Origin of the sequence: Shewanella oncorhynchi, from assembly GCF_012584455.1 — a bacterium.
GTDB classification, from domain to species: Bacteria; Pseudomonadota; Gammaproteobacteria; order Enterobacterales; family Shewanellaceae; genus Shewanella; species Shewanella oncorhynchi.
Map to the genome: position 1 here is coordinate 282,722 of NZ_JABAEB010000001.1, position 20,077 is coordinate 302,798.

General features: G+C 46.8%; 20 protein-coding genes. 5 read left to right on the top strand and 15 right to left on the bottom strand.

Translation table 11 applies throughout. The features are described 5' to 3' along the window. Window positions 1–39 precede the first annotated feature (39 nt). From HGO26_RS01190 to HGO26_RS01200, 3 genes are all read left to right on the top strand, one after another. Window positions 40–330 carry a DUF2607 family protein gene (locus tag HGO26_RS01190; protein WP_028761491.1) on the top strand — a complete coding sequence of 97 codons (291 nt, stop codon included), beginning with the start codon at window positions 40–42 and terminating at the stop codon, window positions 328–330. Between the two features lie 85 nt (window positions 331–415). Continuing rightward, window positions 416–2,587, top strand: a complete 2,172-nt coding sequence (locus HGO26_RS01195) for a TonB-dependent siderophore receptor (RefSeq protein WP_168822773.1) — start codon at window positions 416–418, stop codon at window positions 2,585–2,587. Next, a complete protein-coding gene (locus tag HGO26_RS01200; RefSeq protein ID WP_168822774.1) occupies window positions 2,577–3,833 on the top strand; it encodes an acetyltransferase domain-containing protein in 1,257 nt (418 codons plus the stop codon). Before HGO26_RS01195 ends, HGO26_RS01200 begins: the two co-directional genes overlap by 11 nt. 94 nt (window positions 3,834–3,927) lie before the next feature. Here HGO26_RS01200 and dpsA read toward each other — a convergent pair whose 3' ends face one another. Further along, complete coding sequence (gene dpsA, locus HGO26_RS01205) at window positions 3,928–4,395, bottom strand: DNA starvation/stationary phase protection protein DpsA (RefSeq protein ID WP_028761488.1); 468 nt, start codon at window positions 4,393–4,395, stop codon at window positions 3,928–3,930. A 243-nt stretch (window positions 4,396–4,638) separates the two neighbouring features. Here dpsA and HGO26_RS01210 point away from each other — a divergent pair, with 243 nt between their 5' ends. Together HGO26_RS01210 and rimI are read left to right on the top strand one after the other, a co-directional pair. Continuing rightward, window positions 4,639–5,004, top strand: a complete 366-nt coding sequence (locus HGO26_RS01210) for a hypothetical protein (RefSeq protein ID WP_168822776.1) — start codon at window positions 4,639–4,641, stop codon at window positions 5,002–5,004. 47 nt (window positions 5,005–5,051) lie between these two features. Next, window positions 5,052–5,639: a ribosomal protein S18-alanine N-acetyltransferase gene (rimI, locus tag HGO26_RS01215; protein WP_168822778.1), complete on the top strand. Its 588-nt coding sequence runs from the start codon at window positions 5,052–5,054 to the stop codon at window positions 5,637–5,639. A gap of 189 nt (window positions 5,640–5,828) precedes the next feature. On the opposite strand, the gene lipA is transcribed toward rimI, so the two are convergent. The 14 genes from lipA to leuS all read right to left on the bottom strand — a co-directional run bounded on the left by lipA (window position 5,829) and on the right by leuS (window position 19,991). After that, window positions 5,829–6,794: a lipoyl synthase gene (gene lipA, locus HGO26_RS01220; protein ID WP_028761485.1), complete on the bottom strand. Its 966-nt coding sequence runs from the start codon at window positions 6,792–6,794 to the stop codon at window positions 5,829–5,831. Then, window positions 6,791–7,444 (bottom strand): lipoyl(octanoyl) transferase LipB, encoded by a 654-nt coding sequence (gene lipB / locus HGO26_RS01225; protein WP_168822780.1) that lies wholly within the window; start codon window positions 7,442–7,444, stop codon window positions 6,791–6,793. The genes lipA and lipB overlap by 4 nt, the downstream gene beginning before the upstream one ends. A 93-nt stretch (window positions 7,445–7,537) precedes the next feature. After that, window positions 7,538–7,804, bottom strand: coding sequence for a DUF493 family protein YbeD (ybeD, locus tag HGO26_RS01230; protein ID WP_006082758.1), 267 nt, complete (start codon window positions 7,802–7,804; stop codon window positions 7,538–7,540). Between the two features lie 121 nt (window positions 7,805–7,925). Next, the gene (locus tag HGO26_RS01235; RefSeq protein WP_028761483.1) at window positions 7,926–9,101 is read right to left on the bottom strand and encodes a serine hydrolase; all 1,176 of its coding nucleotides are present in this window, start codon (window positions 9,099–9,101) and stop codon (window positions 7,926–7,928) included. Window positions 9,102–9,242: 141 nt separating this feature from the next. Next, complete coding sequence (locus tag HGO26_RS01240) at window positions 9,243–10,088, bottom strand: septal ring lytic transglycosylase RlpA family protein (protein ID WP_168822782.1); 846 nt, start codon at window positions 10,086–10,088, stop codon at window positions 9,243–9,245. Then, a complete protein-coding gene (gene mltB / locus HGO26_RS01245; protein ID WP_168822784.1) occupies window positions 10,072–11,148 on the bottom strand; it encodes a lytic murein transglycosylase B in 1,077 nt (358 codons plus the stop codon). Before mltB ends, HGO26_RS01240 begins: the two co-directional genes overlap by 17 nt. Window positions 11,149–11,164: 16 nt before the next feature. Next, window positions 11,165–12,271: a rod shape-determining protein RodA gene (gene rodA, locus HGO26_RS01250; protein ID WP_028761480.1), complete on the bottom strand. Its 1,107-nt coding sequence runs from the start codon at window positions 12,269–12,271 to the stop codon at window positions 11,165–11,167. Beyond that, a complete protein-coding gene (gene mrdA, locus HGO26_RS01255; RefSeq protein WP_168822786.1) occupies window positions 12,268–14,124 on the bottom strand; it encodes a penicillin-binding protein 2 in 1,857 nt (618 codons plus the stop codon). The genes rodA and mrdA overlap by 4 nt, the downstream gene beginning before the upstream one ends. Window positions 14,125–14,185: 61 nt before the next feature. Beyond that, window positions 14,186–14,656: a 23S rRNA (pseudouridine(1915)-N(3))-methyltransferase RlmH gene (rlmH, locus tag HGO26_RS01260; protein WP_006082752.1), complete on the bottom strand. Its 471-nt coding sequence runs from the start codon at window positions 14,654–14,656 to the stop codon at window positions 14,186–14,188. Next, on the bottom strand, window positions 14,656–14,985 hold the full coding sequence (gene rsfS, locus HGO26_RS01265; RefSeq protein ID WP_006082751.1) for a ribosome silencing factor: 330 nt from the start codon (window positions 14,983–14,985) through the stop codon (window positions 14,656–14,658). The genes rlmH and rsfS overlap by 1 nt, the downstream gene beginning before the upstream one ends. Window positions 14,986–15,092: 107 nt before the next feature. Continuing rightward, the gene (gene nadD / locus HGO26_RS01270; RefSeq protein WP_168822788.1) at window positions 15,093–15,743 is read right to left on the bottom strand and encodes a nicotinate-nucleotide adenylyltransferase; all 651 of its coding nucleotides are present in this window, start codon (window positions 15,741–15,743) and stop codon (window positions 15,093–15,095) included. A gap of 24 nt (window positions 15,744–15,767) precedes the next feature. Then, window positions 15,768–16,799, bottom strand: coding sequence for a DNA polymerase III subunit delta (gene holA, locus HGO26_RS01275; RefSeq protein ID WP_168822790.1), 1,032 nt, complete (start codon window positions 16,797–16,799; stop codon window positions 15,768–15,770). Window positions 16,800–16,816: 17 nt separating this feature from the next. After that, on the bottom strand, window positions 16,817–17,311 hold the full coding sequence (locus HGO26_RS01280; protein ID WP_012089938.1) for an LPS-assembly lipoprotein LptE: 495 nt from the start codon (window positions 17,309–17,311) through the stop codon (window positions 16,817–16,819). A 100-nt stretch (window positions 17,312–17,411) separates the two neighbouring features. After that, the gene (gene leuS, locus HGO26_RS01285; protein ID WP_168823066.1) at window positions 17,412–19,991 is read right to left on the bottom strand and encodes a leucine--tRNA ligase; all 2,580 of its coding nucleotides are present in this window, start codon (window positions 19,989–19,991) and stop codon (window positions 17,412–17,414) included. Window positions 19,992–20,077 lie beyond the last annotated feature (86 nt).

Genomic DNA, 20,077 nt, shown 5'->3' on the forward strand with positions numbered 1-20,077 from the left:
ACATACAATCGCCTGCCAAATTATCTGAGGAAGTAGGGTTTGAATAGTGTGATACAAACAAGACGCACCCTAGCAATATGGCTTGCTGCCATATTGGTGCTATTGTCTGTTGCCATTGCTGTTCACAGTGTTTCCCATGCTAGTGAAGACTCCAAGGCCAATTGTTCGCTGTGCTTACATCAGCACCAGTTGCAACATGCGCTAACCAGCACCCCCTTTCATTTCCAACTCGCTCAACAGGGTTATATTTCGGTTGAGTTTCAGGCCGTTTCCTTTAAGCGACCTTTTAGTCGTTTCTTCAATAGTCGTGCTCCGCCCATAACAGCATAAGTTACTGTTTATTCAATTTATCTTAATTAACTTTGAGCGCCTTGGCTTAGCTAAGGCGCCGATGCTGTTTATTTTCGGAGTGAAAATGACTTCTTTTTATGTCCCTAAGCGCACTGCGCTGTTGCTGGGTGCCTTGTTTGTGTTCAATCCTATTTCAATGCTGTTGGCCGCAGAAAGCAGTCAATCGAGTTCACAAGCTATTGATACTGTGAGTGACGCAGTGCTTGACACTGATATTGAACGTTTAAGTATCCACTATCGCCAAGCCTATCGTGGCAATGTGTCCTCAACTGAACTTCCCCAAGCGATCAGTGTGTTAGACGAGCAATTGATAAAAGACGCGGGGCTGACGCGGTTTCAAGATGTACTGGACTATTCTGCCAGTGTGGCGCGGCAAAATAATGGCGGCGGCTTATGGGATAGTTTTTCCCTACGCGGCTTTCCGGGCAACGAAAACATGCCATCGGGGTATTTAATTAATGGATTTAATGGTGGCCGAGGTTTTAGTGGTCATAGAGATTTATCAAACGTTGCCTATGTCGAGATTTTAAAAGGCCCAGGTTCGGCACTTTATGGCCGCTCGGAGCCCGGTGGCACAGTTAATATCGTCACTAAGAAACCCCAATATGAAACCAGTGGTTATTTAAAAGCATCGGCTGGGAGTTTCGACCAATATCGGTTAGAAGGTGATGTGACCTCAGGTTTAACCGATAACTTGGCATTTCGGATTAATGGCGCTTGGCAGGAACACGATAGTTTTCGTGATTATGTGTTTAGCGATAAAAAAATCGTTACGCCGTCTGTGCGTTGGCAGATTTCCGAAAAAGCTTCCTTGCTGTATGAAATGGAATATCTCAAGCAGGAACAGCTATTCGATCGCGGCATTATTGTGCTCAATAACGATATTAATACCGTACCCCGCTCGCGTTATTTAGGTGAGCCTAATGATGGCGCAACGGAGGTGAATGCCACAGGGCATCAGCTGACCTATGACTATGAATTAAATGATGATTGGTCATTAACTGCTGGCTATAACTACCGAGACTCTAGCTTGAAGGGTTATTCGTCTGATGCTGAGTTAGTAAAGGGGCGGCAATCGCTATTTGATGATGGTCGCACGCTGACTAGGCAGCACAGATATCGTGACTACGCCTCTGAGGACAATTCGCTGCGTCTAGAGTTAAGTGGTCATGTGGATACGGGTTTTATTCGTCATAATTTGCTGCTCGGTGCCGATGCCTATCACTACAATTTGAAGACGGGACTGTATCGTTATCGGGGCAAAAAAGGTGAATACGCCATCGATATCTATACCCCTCAATACGGTGGGCCTCAGCCAGAGGTGAGTTTGTTGTATGAGAATAACGAGACTCAAAAGGCGTGGGGGACCTATCTGCAAGATCAAATGGATTTAACTGAAAAGTGGAAGCTGCACCTCGGGCTAAGGTTCGATAGTTATCAGCAAGATATCAGTGAAGTCGTGAAAGATACTCTGTCAGAGCAAACCGATAGTCGAGTCAGCCCCAAGGTGGGTCTGGTGTATTTATGGTCCGATGCCTTAAGTTTCTATAGCTCTTATTCTGAAGGCTTTTTACCGCTTTCTGGAACTGACTTTGCGGGTAAGCCCTTCGAAGCGGAAGAGAGTCAGTCGGTTGAACTGGGGATGAAGTTTAATGGTACTTGGTTAAACGATCTTCCTATAAACGGTAGTTTAGCCGTGTTCGATGCCCAAAAGAGCAATATCTTGACCTCAGATCCTATCAATGTTGGTTTTTCTGCCACCTTAGGTAAAGCTAAAAGTAGCGGGGTTGAACTCGATTTAGCCGCCGAACTGACGGAGGATTTACAAGCAAAATTATCCTATGCCTATCTTAATACCCGTACCGCCAATGACAGCTTGAATCCTGATTGGGGCGTGCTCATTCCTGCAGGCAGTCCACTGGTGAATGTGCCAAAGCATACCGCGAGTGTGATTCTGAAACAGGATTTGAATAGGCTTTCTATTGATGGTCATCTAGGGCTTAGCTGGCGTTATGTGGATTCGCGTCTCGGTGATTCTGCCGATCCGAGTTTTCAATTGCCTTCTTATCAGTTAGTTGGGTTGTTTATGAACACCCACTTAAGCGACAACTTAAGCCTTGGAGTGAATCTGGATAACTTACTGGATGAACATTACATCGCGAGTAGCTATTCCGCTCTTTGGGCCGTGCCGGGTGAGCCACGTAGCATTAAAGTGAGTGTTAGCTATGAATTCTAATATCAGCGCTAACCCAGCGTTATCTTCAGGTTTTGCTGAGCAAGAACTGGGTCGTTCTATTGGCCGCACCCGGATTAATAGTATCGATATGATGCGCGGCATGGTGATGCTTATCATGTTACTCGACCATGTGCGGGAGCGGTTTTTCTTTCACATGCAGGTGAGCGATCCTATGGATTTGAGTTCGACCTCTTGGGGGCTTTTTGTGAGTCGCTTTGCCGCCCATTTTTGTGCGCCGGTCTTTGTGTTCTTAACCGGGGTTTCTGCATGGCTTTATGCCAATCGTAGCCATGGCGAGCCACGTTCAGCACGTATGTTTTTGATTAAACGCGGGCTGTTTTTAATCGCGCTGGAAATTTTAGTGATTAACTTCTCTAACCTCTCTTGGATGGTCAGCTATTACACCCTTTGGTTGCAGGTGATTTGGGTGATTGGTCTGAGTATGTTAGCGCTCGCTGCGCTGATAAACCTGCCTAGACCTTGGATGGCCCTTTTAGGATTTGCGATTGTTTTTGGCCATAATCTGTTGACGCCAATTGGTTTTCAGCCCAATGAGTGGGCTTACGGTCTGTGGACCATATTGCACGACCGCGGTTATCTCGTCAGCGAAGGTGCGCTTAGGGTTAAGGTGAGTTATCCCGTGCTGCCTTGGATTGGGGTGATTTTACTGGGTTATGTTGCAGGGCCTCTTTTTAGTAATAAACCGAACGGAAGCCATCTTGATACATTGGCTCGCCAGCAAAAGCTGCTGTTTTTAGGGATCAGCTGTTGGGTACTTTTTGCGGTACTACGTGGGTTTAACCTTTATGGCGAAACCTTGCCTTGGCAGTCGGGGGCACATTTGGGTGAAACCTTAATGTCGGTATTCAATTTAACGAAATACCCGCCATCATTAAGCTTTTTACTGGTGACCTTAGGCGGCATGTTTTTTTGCTTAGTGGCCTTTGAGCGGTATTTTGCATCAAGTGGGAAAGTGGGTGGGAGATTAGCGCGAGTGGGCCATGGGTTGTCTGTGTTTGGCTCAGTCCCTATGTTCTTCTATATCTTACATTTGTACGTGCTGTTACTGCTTTATACTTTAGCGAAATTCATCTTTGGCGCAAACCATGGTGAGTACTTTGGCGTGAGCAATATAGGATGGGTTTGGTTTATCGCGGGCGTGTTAGCCATCGCATTGTATTATCCCGTTAAGCGATTTAGCGAGTATAAAAAACACAGCACTCAGGCTTGGATTAAGTACCTCTAATCTATTCTGTTTGATCAAGCTTTAAAGGCAAAAGTCGCCAAGTGTTTACTTGGCGACTTTTTTGCTTTGGTCAGAGCAATAATCTATTTAGCAATTATTCTGCGAGTAAGCTGCGTAGCATCCAGGCATTTTTTTCATGCAGTTGGATGCGCTGGGTGAGTAAGTCCGCAGTCGCCTCATCATTCGCTTGATTTACCAGCGGATACAAGGCTCTGGCATTGCGGATTACTAGCTCCTGATCGCTTAATAGTTCGCGGATCATGGTTTCGGCTTGAGTGACACCTTGATCTTCTTTTATCTCGGTCAGCGCGGCATAAGCTGAATATGAGCCGAGTGCTCTGGCGCCTAATGCACGTACACGCTCTGCGATAAGGTCGACCGCAAGGGCAAGTTCGGTATACTGCTGTTCAAATAGCAAGTGTAAGCTAGTGAACATTGGGCCAGTAACGTTCCAGTGAAAGCTATGGGTCTTAAGGTAAAGACTGTAGCTGTCAGCCAATAGTTGGTTTAGCCCTGCGGCGATTTCTTCTCTGTGAGCTTGATTGATACCTATGTTAATCATGGCGTTTTCCTTCTATTGTCTTACTGAGTGTGTTTAGTCTAATCTTCTGATATTAAATGTAAAATGAGTAAATTAGATTTTATAAATCTATAAATTCGATTGAACTTCCGAGTGTTAAATCTCGTAAGCGATAAAGCCAGATATCATCTCCTTTCGCCGTGCAGCAGTAACAATGCCATGGCAGAACTGCTATCCTAGCGGGATATTGTGAGTCGATACTTTAATTGAATAAAACTGACCTTAATGAATAAATCAGCCTATTTAACCGCCATGAATGTGACAACTTGGCGAGTGCGCGACACTAAGGTGAAACCTTATTTAGTGATTTGGGATGAAAACGGTGAGTTACCAGAAGCAGAGCCGCTTATCGACGCTGTGCTAACGCTTATCGACATACAGCGTGATGAATGTGATTTTGACTGTGAGCCCCATACGGGTAAACAGATCGTTTGGGATCTGCGACGTCACAAAGTCAGGCCACGTACCGCATGGTTAGTGTCTGAGCCGTTGGCCGATTTATTAGTGGGTTGGCAGGCTAAAAGCGCGCTCTGGCAGCAGATTTACCAATGGCGCGACCAAGTTAGCGGCCAAGCGCCAAGCAAGTCTTAAGCTTTACTCGTAAATACATTAATAACCAATACTTTGGAATACCAGCGTTGAACATCCCACCAGTAGATAGTCTATTCACGACACCATTCGCAGCACAATTGACAGTAGGTTTGCCTGTTGATCTTGTGGCTCTCACGCTTGAAGATGTTCCCCAAATGGCGCAGCTTGAATCCTTGGCCCATAGCCATCCCATGAGTGAGGGGAATCTTGCCGATTGTTTTGGTCACTTGTACCGTGTCCTAGGTTTAAAGCTGAGTGCTCACTTAGAGGTAGATGCAAATACTGAGGCAAATATTGACGTCGTTTCGGATTCAGATACTTATCACGTCGAAGGACTCTTAGGGTTTGCGATAGTGCAGCAAATTATCGATGAAGTGACTTTATTGGATATTTGCCTATTACCGAGTCAGCAGGGTAAAGGTTACGGTAAGTTATTACTCAAGGCTGTGATGGCATCGGCCAAGGTATCGGGCGCTGTGGTGCTTATGTTAGAAGTGCGAGAGTCTAATCTCGGCGCCCGTGCTTTATATCAAAAGGCTGGCTTTATTGAATCGGGACGTCGCAAAGGTTACTACCCGATAGAGGGCGGTAAAGAAGATGCTATCTTGATGGATTTAGCGATAACCCAAGAATGAGTCGAGTATTAGCATTCATGTCGAAAAACGACAGCTATACGAACCACTCTTCATAAACAACAGTCATAAATAACAGCCATAAACAACTGTCATAAAAACAGCCAATAAAAAACAGCGCCTAAGCGCTGTTTTTCTATTTTAATAACCTTGAAATCTACATCACCTAAGCTCTGCATCTAAGCAAGAAGGTTATTTCACTTCTTTACCTTGGGCTTGCAGGTCCGCATGGTAGCTTGAGCGCACTAATGGGCCACAGGCTGCATGGGTAAAACCTAACTCATCGGCTAAGGCTTTAAGCTCATCAAACTCGGCTGGTGGCACATAACGTTCAACCGGCAAATGGAACTTAGACGGCTGTAGGTATTGGCCTAAGGTCAGCATTTCAACTTTATGTTCACGCAGATCACGCAGTACTTGAGCGATCTCTTCGTTGGTTTCACCCAGTCCCATCATCAGACCTGATTTAGTCGGCACATTTGGATGACGTTCTTTAAAGCGTTTTAGCAGATCGAGCGACCATTGGTAATTCGCACCTGGGCGCGCTTTACGATAATGCATGGGCGCCGTTTCTAAGTTGTGGTTAAACACATCAGGCGGCTCAGTCGATAGAATATCTAAGGCAGCATCGATACGACCACGGAAATCAGGCACTAAGGTTTCGATCTTGATGTCAGGATTTAGTTTGCGAATTTCGCGGATACAATCGGCAAAATGCTGGGCGCCGCCATCACGTAAATCGTCACGATCTACAGAGGTAATCACCACATATTTTAGCTTCATATCGCGGATAGTTTGCGCCAATTTAACTGGCTCTTCAGCATCAGGCTTAAGCGGACGACCATGGGCCACGTCGCAGAATGGGCAACGACGAGTACAAATCGCACCCAAAATCATAAAGGTTGCTGTGCCGTGGTTGAAGCATTCCGCGAGGTTAGGGCAAGAGGCTTCTTCACAGACAGAGTGCAGGCCATTTTTACGCAGCGCTTGCTTGATGTCTAAAATGCGTTGATTCGATGCCGGCAGTTTAACCCGTAACCAATCGGGTTTACGCAACATAGTGTCGCGCTCTGATGGGACGATTTTGACCGGAATACGAGACACTTTATCGGCATCTCTTAGTTTTACTCCGGGTTGTAAACGTTCAGGCCTATTCATGACGCTGCTAATCCTTGATGATGAACTAGGTGTTGATAGCCCAGTAATTGGCTAAAAGTAATAGTAAGTTGCTCGCCCGCTTCAATCACGGTTTGTGGTCCGCCAAGTGCTTTGCATTGCACCATTTCAAGACCGGCATAACCACAAGGGTTGATGCGGCGAAATGGTGCTAACTCCATATCGACATTAAGGGCTAATCCATGGAATGAACAGCCTTTACGGATGCGTAACCCGAGGGAGGCAATTTTACGTTCATCCACATATACGCCCGGCGCATCGGCCTTGGCATAAGCGTTAATGTCGTACTTGGCGAGCATATCGACAATGCTTTGCTCTATATGAGTAACGAGTTGACGCACGCCGACTTTACTACGTTTTATGTCGAGAAGAGGATATACCACTAGTTGTCCAGGGCCGTGGTAAGTGACTTGGCCACCACGGTCCACTTGGATCACAGGAATATCGCCAGCATTCAAAATATGCTCGCTTTTACCAGCTTGGCCTTGGGTAAACACGGGTGGGTGTTCTACTATCCACAGCTCATCTGGGCTCTCACTATTACGCGTGTCAGTGTAGTGCTGCATGGCATGCCACACTGATTCGTAATCTTGTTTTCCAAGATGCCGAATGTGCAAAGTCGTGTCTTGCAAGGGCAACCTCTCCCCTTAGAATTGAGTGGCGCTATTATACGCCTCTTGACCATAAATGTAAGACAGATCACATTTCATGGCCTTGAGGAATATTTATAGTACGCGGCGTACGCCTTCGATGGCGGCAAGTTCAGTGTACAAAATTTCGATATGGTCTTTGCTGGTCACTGTCACGCGGATAGTAATGGAGTGATAGCTACCTTTGCTCGACGTTTTTGTCGAAGGTGAATAATCACCCGGTGCATGTTTTTGTACCACAGCCACGACTTTGTCAGTTAGCGTTTCGTGGGCTTCACCGACGACCTTAAAAGGAAATGCGCAAGGGAAATCCATCAGTTCATCAAATTTAGTGTCTAACATACTCAGTACTCTTAGCGGCTATATTGGGATATATATGGTGGCGATTATACCCGATTCAAGGGCGATGCACTCCCCAAAAAAATAAAGCCACCCTAAGGTGGCTTTATTTATGGGACTTAGCTTAGCTAAACCATCCAGAAAACATCTGTTTAAAGTAATCGACTAATTTACTAAACCAGCTACCTTCGTTGACTTCTTGCAACGTTACCAGTGGGAACTGGGCAATGTCTTTACCATCAAGTTGGAAGAATAGACGGCCTACAGTTTCACCTTTTTTCAACGGTGCATCTAATGGCTTAGTCAATTCGAAGTTTGCTTTCAAGTCTTTACCGCGGCCACGGCTGATTGTAATAGGTGTATCAGTTGCGACGCCTAAATCAACAGTGCTCTTGTCACCGTACCATATCTGTTGGGTTGTGAAGCTATCACCCGCTTTGTAAGGCGTGACAGTTTCAAAGAAACGGAAGCCATAGGTCAGTAACTTTTTACTTTCAGCTTTACGGGCTGATTCACTTTGAGTACCCAGAACCACAGAAATCAAACGCATGCCGTCTTTGGTTGCAGATGCGACTAAGTTGTAACCTGCACCAGAGGTGTGGCCTGTCTTGATACCGTCCACGCTCATGCTGTTATCCCACAACAAACCATTACGGTTATATTGTTTGATACCGTTGAAGGTATAAAATTTTTCGCTATAGATGCGGTATTCTTCTGGAACGTCGCGGATTAAGGCTGCACCTAACAATGCCATATCATAGGCAGTTGTTTTGTGGTTTTCTGAGTCTAAGCCATGGGAGTTTTCGAAGTAGCTATCACGCATACCCAGCTGTTTTGTCCATGAGTTCATCATGTCAACGAAGGCGCCTTCGGTGCCAGCGATATGCTCTGCCATAGCCACACACGCATCGTTACCCGATTGGATGATGATACCGCGGTTTAAATCCCCGACTTTAACGGTGGTACCGACTTCAATGAACATCTTCGAGGAGTCAGAGAAGTTTTTAGACCAGGCATTTTTACTGATAGTCACATCATCATCGACCGAGACATTGCCCGCTTTGATTTCTTGACCTATGACATAGCTGGTCATCATTTTAGTTAGGCTGGCTGGGTTAAGGCTTTCATAAGCGTTACTCTCAGCGATAATCTGGCCCGAATTATAATCCATCAAGACGAAAGCCTTGGCGGCCACTGCTGGTGCATCAGGTGTAATAATAGGCTGCGCAGCATAAACGGGGAGAGACACACTGGAAATTAGCAGCAATGTTTTAATGGGACTTTTTACAAAATTCATCATTAACTTGGCACGTCTTTTGGTTGTATTAAATGGAAAGGATTCGAGAAGATCTCCAACAGTGTACCACTTTCTGACTGTGGGTTTTAGTGAAGGTTCCTTCATCTCTATTTTTAAATCAATTCTGGTCCGAGCAAACAGTCATTACTCATGGACTATATAGCCCTCAGGAAACCCATTTTGCTGGACGTTATTGAGCAGTTTGTCTGCTAATTCAGGTTGGCCTATAGGGCCGAGCTGTAGTCTAAACATATTGTTTGCGGCTTGTACACGGGTCTTTACCTGATATTTTCGCTCCAGATTTTTCGCCATGGTATTGAGTTTGGCTTTATCTTTCGATGCGACTAACTGAATGTAATGATTACCTGTATCTTGCGCGCTGGCAATAGCCGAATTAGTGGCCGCGACACTGCCGACATACACCACATCGAGTTTGATCCGCGCGGTTCCTTTGCCGAGCATGCCGAGTTTATAGGCGGCAGCGTAGGAGACGTCGAGAATACGGTCTGAGTGGAATGGCCCGCGATCGTTGATACGAATGATCACTTGCTTATTGTTATCTAAGTTAGTGATCCGAGCATAACTTGGCAGTGGCAGCGTTTTATGGGCACCAGACATGGAATACATGTCATAGGGTTCGCCATTGGATGTCTCATAGCCATGAAATTTTTCACCGTACCATGAGGCACGGCCCGTTTCACTAAAACCTTGGCCTGTGTTCATCACAGTGTAAGACTCGCCGTAAACCGTATAGGGCTTGTTACCGCGGCGACTATAGGGCTCGTACTTAGGCGTGGCATTTGGCACATGGTCCACATTGGGTGGATTGAGTGGCAGCTTGTCATTCTTTAGCGAATAGCGCCCCTTGTTGGGGTCCATATTTTTTTTGTTTGTGCTGGAGCTAGCTTGGTTTGGGCTCGAAGAACACGCAACAAGTGTGAAGCACGCAACCAAAGCGACAAGCTGTAAAAGATTATTTCTTAGCGGCATGCTGTTCCTTTAATTGTTGGCTAAATTGATAAACGGCCATTGAATACAAAGGACTGCGATTATAGCGAGTGATTACATAAAAATTGTTTAAACCAAGCCAATAATCATCGTGATCGGCTTGTTCCAGTTTAATGAGTAAGGCTTTTTGCGAGACATCCAAGTCCCTCGCATCAGCCAAGGACAAGGTTGGCGTTAGAATATTGGCGACTTTATAATTGAGCTTTTCGCCTGCCCATACTTTCGCTTTTGGCGCTGTTTGGCTGCTATTGACCAGCGGTAAAGCAACAGGAGCATTGGCTTGCCAACCGTGTTCATGGAAATAATTGGCGACACTGCCAATCGCATCCTCTGGGCTTTGCAATAAATCGCGGTTACCACTGTTATCGAAATCGACGGCGTAATGGCGGTAACTTGAGGGAATAAACTGTCCATAACCCATGGCACCCGCATAGGAGCCTTTGAGGGTATTGATATCTAAGTGCTCTTCTTTGACTAATTTCATCAACTCACCAAATTCCTTGCGGAAAAAGGTGGCGCGAGGCGGATAGTGAAAACCTAAGGTATAGAGGGAATCAATTACAGGGTAATTACCTGTGAACTGGCCGTAAAAGGTTTCAATCCCAATAATGGCAACGATAATCTGTGGGTCGACTTGGTACTTAGCCGCCGCTTTAGCAATGGTTTTCTCGTGTTTTTTCCAAAAAGCGAGCCCAGCATCAAGACGTTTTTCTGTTAAAAAAATCGGGTAATACACATGCCAAGGTTTTGCTTCCCATGGACGGGTCATCGCATCGATAACCCCTTGGTTGTATTTTGCTTTGTCGAGAAAAGCGAGCACTTCTGTCCGAGTAAAACCTTGTTTTACTTGAGCTTGGATAAACTCTTCTTTGAGTTCAGCGGGAGTGGTGGGTACTAGTACTTTATCCACTGCGGGAGCCACTGGGGTGCTTGAAGCGGGTGCCTGCGCGGGTGTCGGTTCATTTGCCGTCGTGCATGCGACTAAGCATGAACTTAAACACAGTAAACCGAGTGGAGCCAAATAAGCTCGGAGAGTAGGCATAAAAAAGTCCCTAAAATTATCTATCTACGAAACGTCTATGGGTATGAATGCTCATAAGAATGCCAAACCCTGTCATCAATGTCAGCATGGAGGTTCCACCATAACTGACAAGGGGCAGTGGTACACCTACCACGGGCAGGATACCTGAAACCATGCCAATATTCACAAAAACATAAACGAAAAACGTCAGCGTGATACTGCCAGCCAGTAGACGAGCGAAACTGGTTTGTGCGCGGGAGGCGATGACTAAGCCACGGCCTATGATGTAAAGGTACATAATTAACAGTAAGATACTGCCAATTAAACCAAATTCTTCACCGATCACCGCAAAGATAAAATCGGTATGGCGTTCAGGGATAAATTCAAGCTGTGATTGAGTGCCTTCGAGCCAGCCTTTGCCCCAAAGTCCACCTGAGCCGATGGCGATTTTCGACTGGATAATGTGATAACCCGCGCCGAGGGGGTCTTGCTCTGGATCGAGCAAGGTTAATACCCGCGTTCTTTGGTAATCGTGCATCAAGAAATACCAAAGGATAGGCAGGAAGGCGAGTACTGCCGCGATAAAGCTGCCAACAATGATCCAGCTCATACCCGATAAAAACAGCACAAAAATCCCCGATGCGGCCACCAAAATTGAGGTGCCTAAGTCGGGTTGTTTAGCGATCAATAGGGTTGGTACGAGTAAAATCACTCCTGCGCCAGCGAGGTAACGTTTCTTGGGGGGAAGAGGGAACTTACTGATATACCAAGCCATTGTGATGGGGAAGGCGAGTTTAATAAGCTCTGAGGGTTGGAACTCCATAAAGCCTAAGTTCAACCAGCGCTGCGCGCCTTTATTGATTTCACCGAAAAAGTGTACCCCAAGCAGCAAGACTACCCCCGCAAGATAAATGGGTAATGCCCAACGTTTAAGCGCTTCAGGATTGATTTGTGCCATGGTAAACATGATGCCTAGCGACAACACCATACGGAATAGTTGTCGTTCCATCATCTCTAAATCTGCACCGCTGGCAGAATAGATGACAAACAGGCCAAAGCCCATCACAGCTAATAGTCCGAGCAATAATGGCAAGTCTATGTGCAAGCGTTGCCAGATGTTTTGATATTGGCTATGGGTACTCATGGTATGGGTTTCCAAGTATCTCTAAGCATATATTCATCGAGCATAGCTCGAGCGACTGGGCCAGCATTTGCGCCGCCCCAACCTGCGTTTTCCATCACGACGGCGAGGACGATTTTAGGATCCTCGAAGGGCGCATAGGCCACAACTAAGGCATTATCGCGGAAATGTTCGGCAATTTTACTCGCATCGTATTTAGTATTTTCCGCCACGCCGATGACCTGTGCAGTACCGGTTTTCATTGCGGCAGTGTAAGTGGCATCGGTAAAGCGTGACTTATTTGCAGTTTGGCGCATAGCTTCGTTGATGATGTTCCAGTTACGGGGGTTTTTAAGTTCAATTGGCGGTAACTCATTAATCGGTGAGTCAATTTTGGCAGTATTGTCTTTAATTGATCTCAGCAGATGTGGCGGGAGACGGCGGCCTTTGTTGGCCATAATCCCAACGGCATTAGCGAGTTGTAATGGCGTTGCCGTCCAATAACCTTGGCCAATACCGACGGAAATGGTGTCGCCTATATACCAAGCTTGATTGTACTTTAAGCGTTTCCATTCCTTGGATGGCATGTTGCCAGCCGATTCTTCAAAGATATCAATCCCTGTATTTTGGCCAAAGCCAAATTGCTCCATAAAGCGGGCGATATGATCGACACCGACCTTATAGGCTAACTCATAGAAAAAGGTATCGCAGGATTCTACAATCGCGCTATAAACGTTGACCCAGCCATGCCCCCAGCGTTTCCAGTCGCGGTATTTACGTTCAACACCAGGTATTTGCCAAAAACCGGGATCCCACACTCGGGTACTCTCGCTAATGGCTTTCTCATCAAGGCCTAACAGTGCGAGGTGAGGCTTGATGGTAGACGCAGGTGCATATTGACCTTGAGTCGCACGGTTGATCAAAGGGCGGGATTTATCATTGAGTAACGCACTGTAATCTTTGCTATTAATGCCTTGTACAAACTGGTTTGGATCATAGCTTGGGCTCGATACCATAGCTAATACTCCACCGTCACGGGGATCGATGGCAACAATAGAACCACGCAGACCTGTGAGTAGTTCCACCGCTTTTTGTTGCAGCTTGAGATCTAAGGTGAGGTAAATATCTTGCCCCGGCTCTGGCGGAACAATTTTTAAGGTGCGAATGGCGCGGCCGCGGTTGTTCACTTCTTCTTCTAAGTGTCCGGGTTTACCATGCAGCAAAGATTCATAAAATTTTTCAATGCCTTGCTTACCAATGTCTTTGGTTGCCGCATAGTTTTTCCACAGATCGCTGCGTTCAAGTTGGGCGCGATCTCGGGTGTTAATTTTACCTACATAGCCCAGCACATGGGTGATTTGCGCGCCGTAGGGATAGTTACGTTTAAGACCCGCTTCGACCGAAATCCCCGGAAATCTGTGTTGGTTAACACTGAAAATGGCCACTTGTTCTTCGGTGAGCTGGTTTTTCAGTGTTAGCGGTTTGAAACGGCGATGAAATTTCAGGGCGTCAGTAAAGGTTTCGCGCTCATCATCACTGATCTCAATTAACTTGCCGAGTTCATCTAAGGTCTCTGACATGTTACTGATTTTTTCGGGCACGAGATCGAGGGAATAAAAGGGTAAATTTTCAGCTAAAAGTATGCCGTTGCGATCGTAAATGAGACCACGACTAGGGGCAATTGGAACAACACGGATGCGATTATCATTTGAGCGAGTTGCATAATCTTTATAGGATTCAACCTGTAAATGATAAAGGTTGGTGACTAGTACGCTAAATAGAGCGAAAACGCAAAAAAAAGTGAAAAGCGCCCTGCGCTTAAAAAGAGACGCCTCGGCGGCGTGATCATGCATTGTTATCCGCTTTTTTGGCGACACTTATGCTATCTCCAGCTGATCCCATGACGGGTGGTTGACACTCGTTAACATCAAGATCCTGCTATTCTCTATGGTAGGGGTGATTCGTGTTCACGCTCCACGCGCGGTACAAACTTTCGGCAACCACCACCCGTACGAGTGGGTGAGGTAAGGTTAATGCCGAAAGACACCAACTTTGGTTTGCCGCTTCTTTGCAAGCTGGCGCTAATCCTTCAGGTCCACCAATCAGTAAACTGACGTCGCGACCATCGAGTTGCCATTTAGTCAGCGCGGTTGCTAGCTCGGGGGTCGTCCAGTTTTTGCCGGGGAGATCTAAGCTAACAATATGATTGCCTTTGGGAATGGCCGCCAACATTTGTTCGCCTTCTTTTTGAAGTATCCGGACAATGTCGGCATTTTTCCCCCGCTTTCCAGCGGGTATTTCGATAAGCTCCAGCGCCATATCACGGGGAAAACGGCGCTGGTATTCTTCGAAACCACGGGTAACCCAATCGGGCATCCGTGTTCCTACTGCGATGAGCTGTAACTTCATCAGTCTTGCTTTTCTGACCAGAGCTTTTCAAGCTGGTAGAAATCACGGGTTTGATCTTGCATAACGTGCAGGATCACATCGCCCATGTCCACAAGAACCCATTCGCTGCTTTCGCGGCCTTCAACACCTAAAGGTGGAATACCGGCTTTTTTCGCTTCAACCACAAGGTTTTCGGCGATAGCTTTAACGTGAGTCTTTGATGTACCTGAACATATGACCATGTAGTCAGTGATGTTAGATTGCTTGCTGACATCCAGAACAACAACGTCTCTGGCTTTCAAGTCGTCGATCTTGTCGACAACAAACTGTTTTAATTCCGCGCTCTGCACGCTGGCGTACCTCATTAATTTTAAATAGCGCGGTAGTATACCAGTGTTGCTGCTGGGAATACATTGTCATTGGCAGTTGAGTTGGCGATATCTGCTTACGGTTCGAGCTAAGGTAAGTAAAGTCGTTGATTTTTGATGTAATCTAGCGTGACTGGCATGAGTAAATCGGCGGGAATTTCGCCTTTTGCCAGTTGTTCACGAATGAGCGTCGAGGAAATATCCTGTGGTGTAATCGCTACAGGGAAAATCTGCCCACAGTTTTTATGGACACAGCTAGTACGACCTTCGTCTGTCCCTTGGGGCGCTTGACTGCGGGCCGTCAATATCTGCTGCATAGGATGTTCTGCATCGAGCTGCCAACCCGGGCGCTGGCAGACAACGAGATGGGCAAAGTCGAATAGGCGTTGCCACTCATACCAGCTTTTTAATTGGAGGAAAGAGTCCATCCCCATGATAAAAAACAGCTCGTCTTCCGGATGTAAGGCTTTCAGTTGCTCAAGCGTCACAACTGTGTAGGAAGGCGTGTCGCGTTTAGCTTCGATGTCGCACAGTGCAAATCCGTCGAGTTGCTGACAGACATCAGCTACCATTTTGAGGCGCTGTGTTGTGGTTAAGTTCGGCTGCTGTTTATGGGGCGGAATATGGTTCGGCATCAGCAGGATTTTATCCAAGGCTAATGCTTGCTTCACTTCAATTGCGGGACGGATATGACCATAGTGTATCGGGTCGAAAGTGCCGCCTAAAATACCAATACGCATATCAAGCCTTTGGTTAATCAATGATTAGTCTATGGCTATATGCGCCAAGTGCCGATGGGCTCTAGGATCAAATAACAGACACAGGTGGCTCAGACCAGTCCAATCCTCTTTCCCCTGTTGCTTTAAGTTGAGCTCAAGTTTCGAGGCGAGGGCGAGCATATGTTCGAGTTGTTCAAGGCTGAGTCGTTGCAGTGCCGCTTGATACAGTGGTTTACGTTTATCCCAAATTCGATGTTTACCCCAGAGTGCACTTAGCGCAACGCCTTGGGCTTGCTCGCATTTCAAATTGAATAACAAACCGAGTTCTTTAAACAAGGCCCACAGCAGGATAGGTAAGGCAGTGCCTTCGCCATTGAGCTGGGCTAGCATGTGCTGCGCGCTATCCTGTTTATTATTCAGCAATGCATCCGTGAGTTGGAATACGGTGAAGCGCGACTGATCTTCAAAATAGTGGCCCAGTTCGTCGGCACTGACGGGTTTTGTTGGGCTCAGGAGTTGCAGCAACTGCATGGCTTGATCGGCAGCTAGTAAATTCCCTTCATACAGAGAATGCAGCATAGCACGGGCATCAGGCTGCAGATTGAGCTTAAAGTGCTTGATGCGGCCATCGAGCCAGCGCATAAACTGCTCGCCCTCTGGCGTAGCGCAGGGCAGATACATGCCATGGGCATCTAAGGTCTTAAACCATTTACTGTTGGTTTGCTCTGTGGCGAGCTTTGGCCCTTCGATAATCAACAGCATATCGGGATTGGGCGTCTGCAATAGGGCTTGCAGTGTGTTTGAGCCTTCGGCACCGGGCTTAGCTTGGGGAAGGGTTAGCTCAATCAAGCGTTTACTGGAAAACAGGCTCATGGCCTGCCATTCCTGAGTCAGATCGTTCCAATTAAAGCCCGTCTCTTGAATGAGTTGGACTTTTTCATCGAATCCCTGACGCTTGGCGAATTGGCGGATCTGATCTTTGGTGGTTTCAATCAACCAAGGATCATCCCCAAAAATCAGATAACAAGGAAATAACTGGTTAAGGTGGCGGGAGAGTTGGTCTGGATAGACTCTCATTTAATGATAGCCCCGCATTAATTCACCTCAGTACTGGCCATTGCTTGCAGAATACGATCGGCAGCTTGGATACGCATTTCCTTCGTCAGCAATTCCATTTCACGGCTCTTTGCCAATGCGGTACGTGGATCGTCTAAGTAGTCGCGGCGAATTTCAACCTTGAAAGGCTGCGCTTCTTTGCCCGGCAATGCCACAGCAAATTCGACTAAATAAATCAGCTCATACTCGGCGACGTTACCTGTGGGGTACAAAGATAAGGTCGAGCGTTCAAGGGAGTCGGTGATTAATCTTAATACTGGAACATTATCTGCGGCGTCGACAACTTGGATATTGTTCAAGCGCAGGCGTTCACGCACCAAACGAGTGAGTTCACTGTATTCATCCACACTGCTCAAACTCAAATGATTGAGGGCATCAGGGATCTGATAACTGCGTTGAAGCTTAAAACCGCAACCAGCGCTGGTCATAATGACTAGTGCCATGATTGCGAAGCATATGCGTTTGATTAGCATAGATTTCGCGGTTTCCTATTCGTGGTATACCCTGCTGACTTGAAGTTGCAGCTATGCTGCAACTTCATTGGCTTTGAGTATAGCGAGTTATTAGCAGCCGTTAATTGGCCACTATGCTGAGCAGTTTGCCCGGCACATAGATCACTTTACGTACTGTCAGACCGTCTAGGTATTTGATCACGTGTTCATCACTCATGCCTAAGGCTTCTACTGATTCTTTATCAGCGTCGGCGGCTACTGTGATTTTTGCGCGAACTTTACCGTTAACTTGCACAACGATGAGCTTGCTGTCTTCAACTAGCGCAGCTTCATCAACGATTGGCCATTGGCTGTCTTCGATGTTGCTTGCATTACCTAACTCGTTCCACAGGTTAAAGCTCACATGCGGAATGATAGGGTACAGCAAACGTACGATGGCGGATAAGGCTTCGCCGATAATGGCGTTGTCTTGACCTGTCGTTTGTGGTGCTTTTTGCAGATGGTTCATCAGTTCCATCACGGCGGCAACCGCAGTGTTGAACATCTGACGGCGGCCGATATCGTCGGTCACTTTCGCGATAGTCTTGTGGACCTCACGGCGCAGCGCTTTTTGGTCGCTTGTTAACTTGCTGACATCTAAGGCTTCGCTATTGTCTTGGGTGATATGCTCGTTTGCAAGCTTCCACAGACGTTTAATGAAGCGGTGTGCGCCTTCAACGCCAGACTCTTGCCATTCCAGAGTTAATTCTGGTGGTGAGGCGAACATCATAAATAGGCGAACGGTATCGGCGCCGTATTTTTCGACCATGACTTGAGGATCGATACCATTGTTTTTCGACTTAGACATCTTGCACATGCCGGTATAAACCAGCTCGTTGCCGTCTTTGTCGATAGCCTTAGTAATACGGCCCTTGTCGTCTTTTTCTGTAGTCGCTACATCTAAAGGCGAAACCCATACACGGGCGCCTTTTTCGTTGATGTAGTAGAAAGCATCGGCCAACACCATGCCTTGGGTCAGCAGTTGTTTGGCTGGCTCGTTAGAGTTAACCAGACCCGCATCCCGCAGCAACTTGTGGAAGAAGCGGAAATATAACAAATGCATACAAGCGTGTTCGATACCGCCAATGTATTGATCCACAGGTAGCCAGTAGTTGGCTTTAGCAGGATCTAACATTTCGTCTGCATGCGGGCTGCAATAACGGGCGTAATACCAAGACGATTCCATAAAGGTATCGAAGGTATCGGTTTCGCGCAGCGCATCTTGACCGTTGACTTGGGTTTTCGCCCATTCTTTATCGGCCTTGATAGGGCTTTGAATCCCGTCCATCACGACATCTTCTGGCAGCAATACTGGCAGTTGATCTGCTGGCGTTGGGATCACAGTGCCGTCGGCTAAGGTCACCATAGGAATTGGCGCACCCCAGTAACGCTGACGTGAAACCCCCCAATCGCGTAGACGATAGTTGACTTGGCGCTTACCTTTACCTTCGGTGACTAACTTGTTAGCGATGGCATTAAAGCCCGCTTCAAAGTCTAAACTGTCGAACTCTCCCGAGTTAAACAGTACGCCTTTTTCGGTATATGCGGCTTCGCTGATATCAACGTCGCCATCAACTGGCTTGATCACAGCTTCAATCGCCAGGCCGTATTTTTTCGCAAATTCGAAGTCACGTTGATCGTGGCCTGGAACTGACATCACAGCGCCTGTGCCATAGTTCATCAACACAAAGTTAGCTGCCCAAATCGGGACTTGCTTACCAGTGATAGGATGAATGGCGAAAAGCCCTGTAGCGACACCGCGTTTTTCCATTGTCGCGAGTTCGGCTTCTGATGTTGTGCTGTTTTTGCACTCATCGATAAAGGCGGCAAGCTCAGGATTCGTTTGCGCGGCGATTTCAGCTAATGGATGACCTGCGGCAATCGCCACATAGGTCACGCCCATTAAGGTATCTGGACGTGTGGTATAGATATCGAAGCTTTTATCGTGACCTGCGACGCCGAAGGTCATTTCTACACCTTCGCTGCGACCAATCCAGTTGCGCTGCATGGTCTTAACCTGTTCAGGCCAGCCATCTAAGGTATCGATATCGTTTAATAATTCTTCTGCATAGGCAGTGATCTTAATAAACCACTGTGGAATTTCTTTTTGTTCCACAGGGGTATCACAGCGCCAGCAGCAACCGTCTTGAACTTGCTCGTTCGCCAGTACGGTTTCATCGTTTGGACACCAGTTGACTGAAGCTGTCTTTTTATAGACTAGGCCCTTCTCGTACAACTTAGTGAAGAACCATTGTTCCCAGCGATAATATTCAGGGGTACAAGTGGCGATTTCACGGCTCCAATCGTAACCAAAACCCAGCAATTTCAGCTGGTTCTTCATGTATTCTATGTTTTCATAGGTCCATGGCGCAGGCGCAGTCTTGTTGTTAATCGCGGCATTTTCTGCGGGCAAACCAAAGGAGTCCCAACCAATAGGCTGGAGCACGTTTTTGCCTTGAAGACGTTGAAAGCGTGCAACTACGTCACCTATGGTATAGTTGCGTACGTGTCCCATGTGGAGTCTGCCAGAAGGGTACGGAAACATCGAAAGGCAATAAAACTTTTCTTTGTTTGCGTCTTCAGTGACTTCGAAGGTTTTGTTGTCATGCCAGTGCTTTTGCACTAAGGCTTCAATTTCTGAGGGATTATATTGCTCTTGCATCACTCTATTTCCGGCAGTGCCGCCTATTATTGGATCTAACGCCATATCAGCGCGAGTAAGATCTGCATAGAATAAACTAGAAGCGA

What these genes read in the sequence shown, in the direction of transcription:
- leuS (WP_168823066.1), bottom strand. Translation starts at nt 19,991, where the DNA reads ATGCAAGAGCAATATAATCCCTCAGAAATTGAAGCCTTAGTGCAAAAG.
- lipA (WP_028761485.1), bottom strand. Translation starts at nt 6,794, where the DNA reads ATGAATAGGCCTGAACGTTTACAACCCGGAGTAAAACTAAGAGATGCC.
- HGO26_RS01210 (WP_168822776.1), top strand. Translation starts at nt 4,639, where the DNA reads ATGAATAAATCAGCCTATTTAACCGCCATGAATGTGACAACTTGGCGA.
- HGO26_RS01235 (WP_028761483.1), bottom strand. Translation starts at nt 9,101, where the DNA reads ATGATGAATTTTGTAAAAAGTCCCATTAAAACATTGCTGCTAATTTCC.
- dpsA (WP_028761488.1), bottom strand. Translation starts at nt 4,395, where the DNA reads ATGATTAACATAGGTATCAATCAAGCTCACAGAGAAGAAATCGCCGCA.
- HGO26_RS01195 (WP_168822773.1), top strand. Translation starts at nt 416, where the DNA reads ATGACTTCTTTTTATGTCCCTAAGCGCACTGCGCTGTTGCTGGGTGCC.
- mltB (WP_168822784.1), bottom strand. Translation starts at nt 11,148, where the DNA reads ATGCCTACTCTCCGAGCTTATTTGGCTCCACTCGGTTTACTGTGTTTA.
- HGO26_RS01280 (WP_012089938.1), bottom strand. Translation starts at nt 17,311, where the DNA reads ATGCTAATCAAACGCATATGCTTCGCAATCATGGCACTAGTCATTATG.
- HGO26_RS01200 (WP_168822774.1), top strand. Translation starts at nt 2,577, where the DNA reads ATGAATTCTAATATCAGCGCTAACCCAGCGTTATCTTCAGGTTTTGCT.
- ybeD (WP_006082758.1), bottom strand. Translation starts at nt 7,804, where the DNA reads ATGTTAGACACTAAATTTGATGAACTGATGGATTTCCCTTGCGCATTT.
- rlmH (WP_006082752.1), bottom strand. Translation starts at nt 14,656, where the DNA reads ATGAAGTTACAGCTCATCGCAGTAGGAACACGGATGCCCGATTGGGTT.
- HGO26_RS01240 (WP_168822782.1), bottom strand. Translation starts at nt 10,088, where the DNA reads ATGCCGCTAAGAAATAATCTTTTACAGCTTGTCGCTTTGGTTGCGTGC.
- nadD (WP_168822788.1), bottom strand. Translation starts at nt 15,743, where the DNA reads ATGCGTATTGGTATTTTAGGCGGCACTTTCGACCCGATACACTATGGT.
- holA (WP_168822790.1), bottom strand. Translation starts at nt 16,799, where the DNA reads ATGAGAGTCTATCCAGACCAACTCTCCCGCCACCTTAACCAGTTATTT.
- rodA (WP_028761480.1), bottom strand. Translation starts at nt 12,271, where the DNA reads ATGAGTACCCATAGCCAATATCAAAACATCTGGCAACGCTTGCACATA.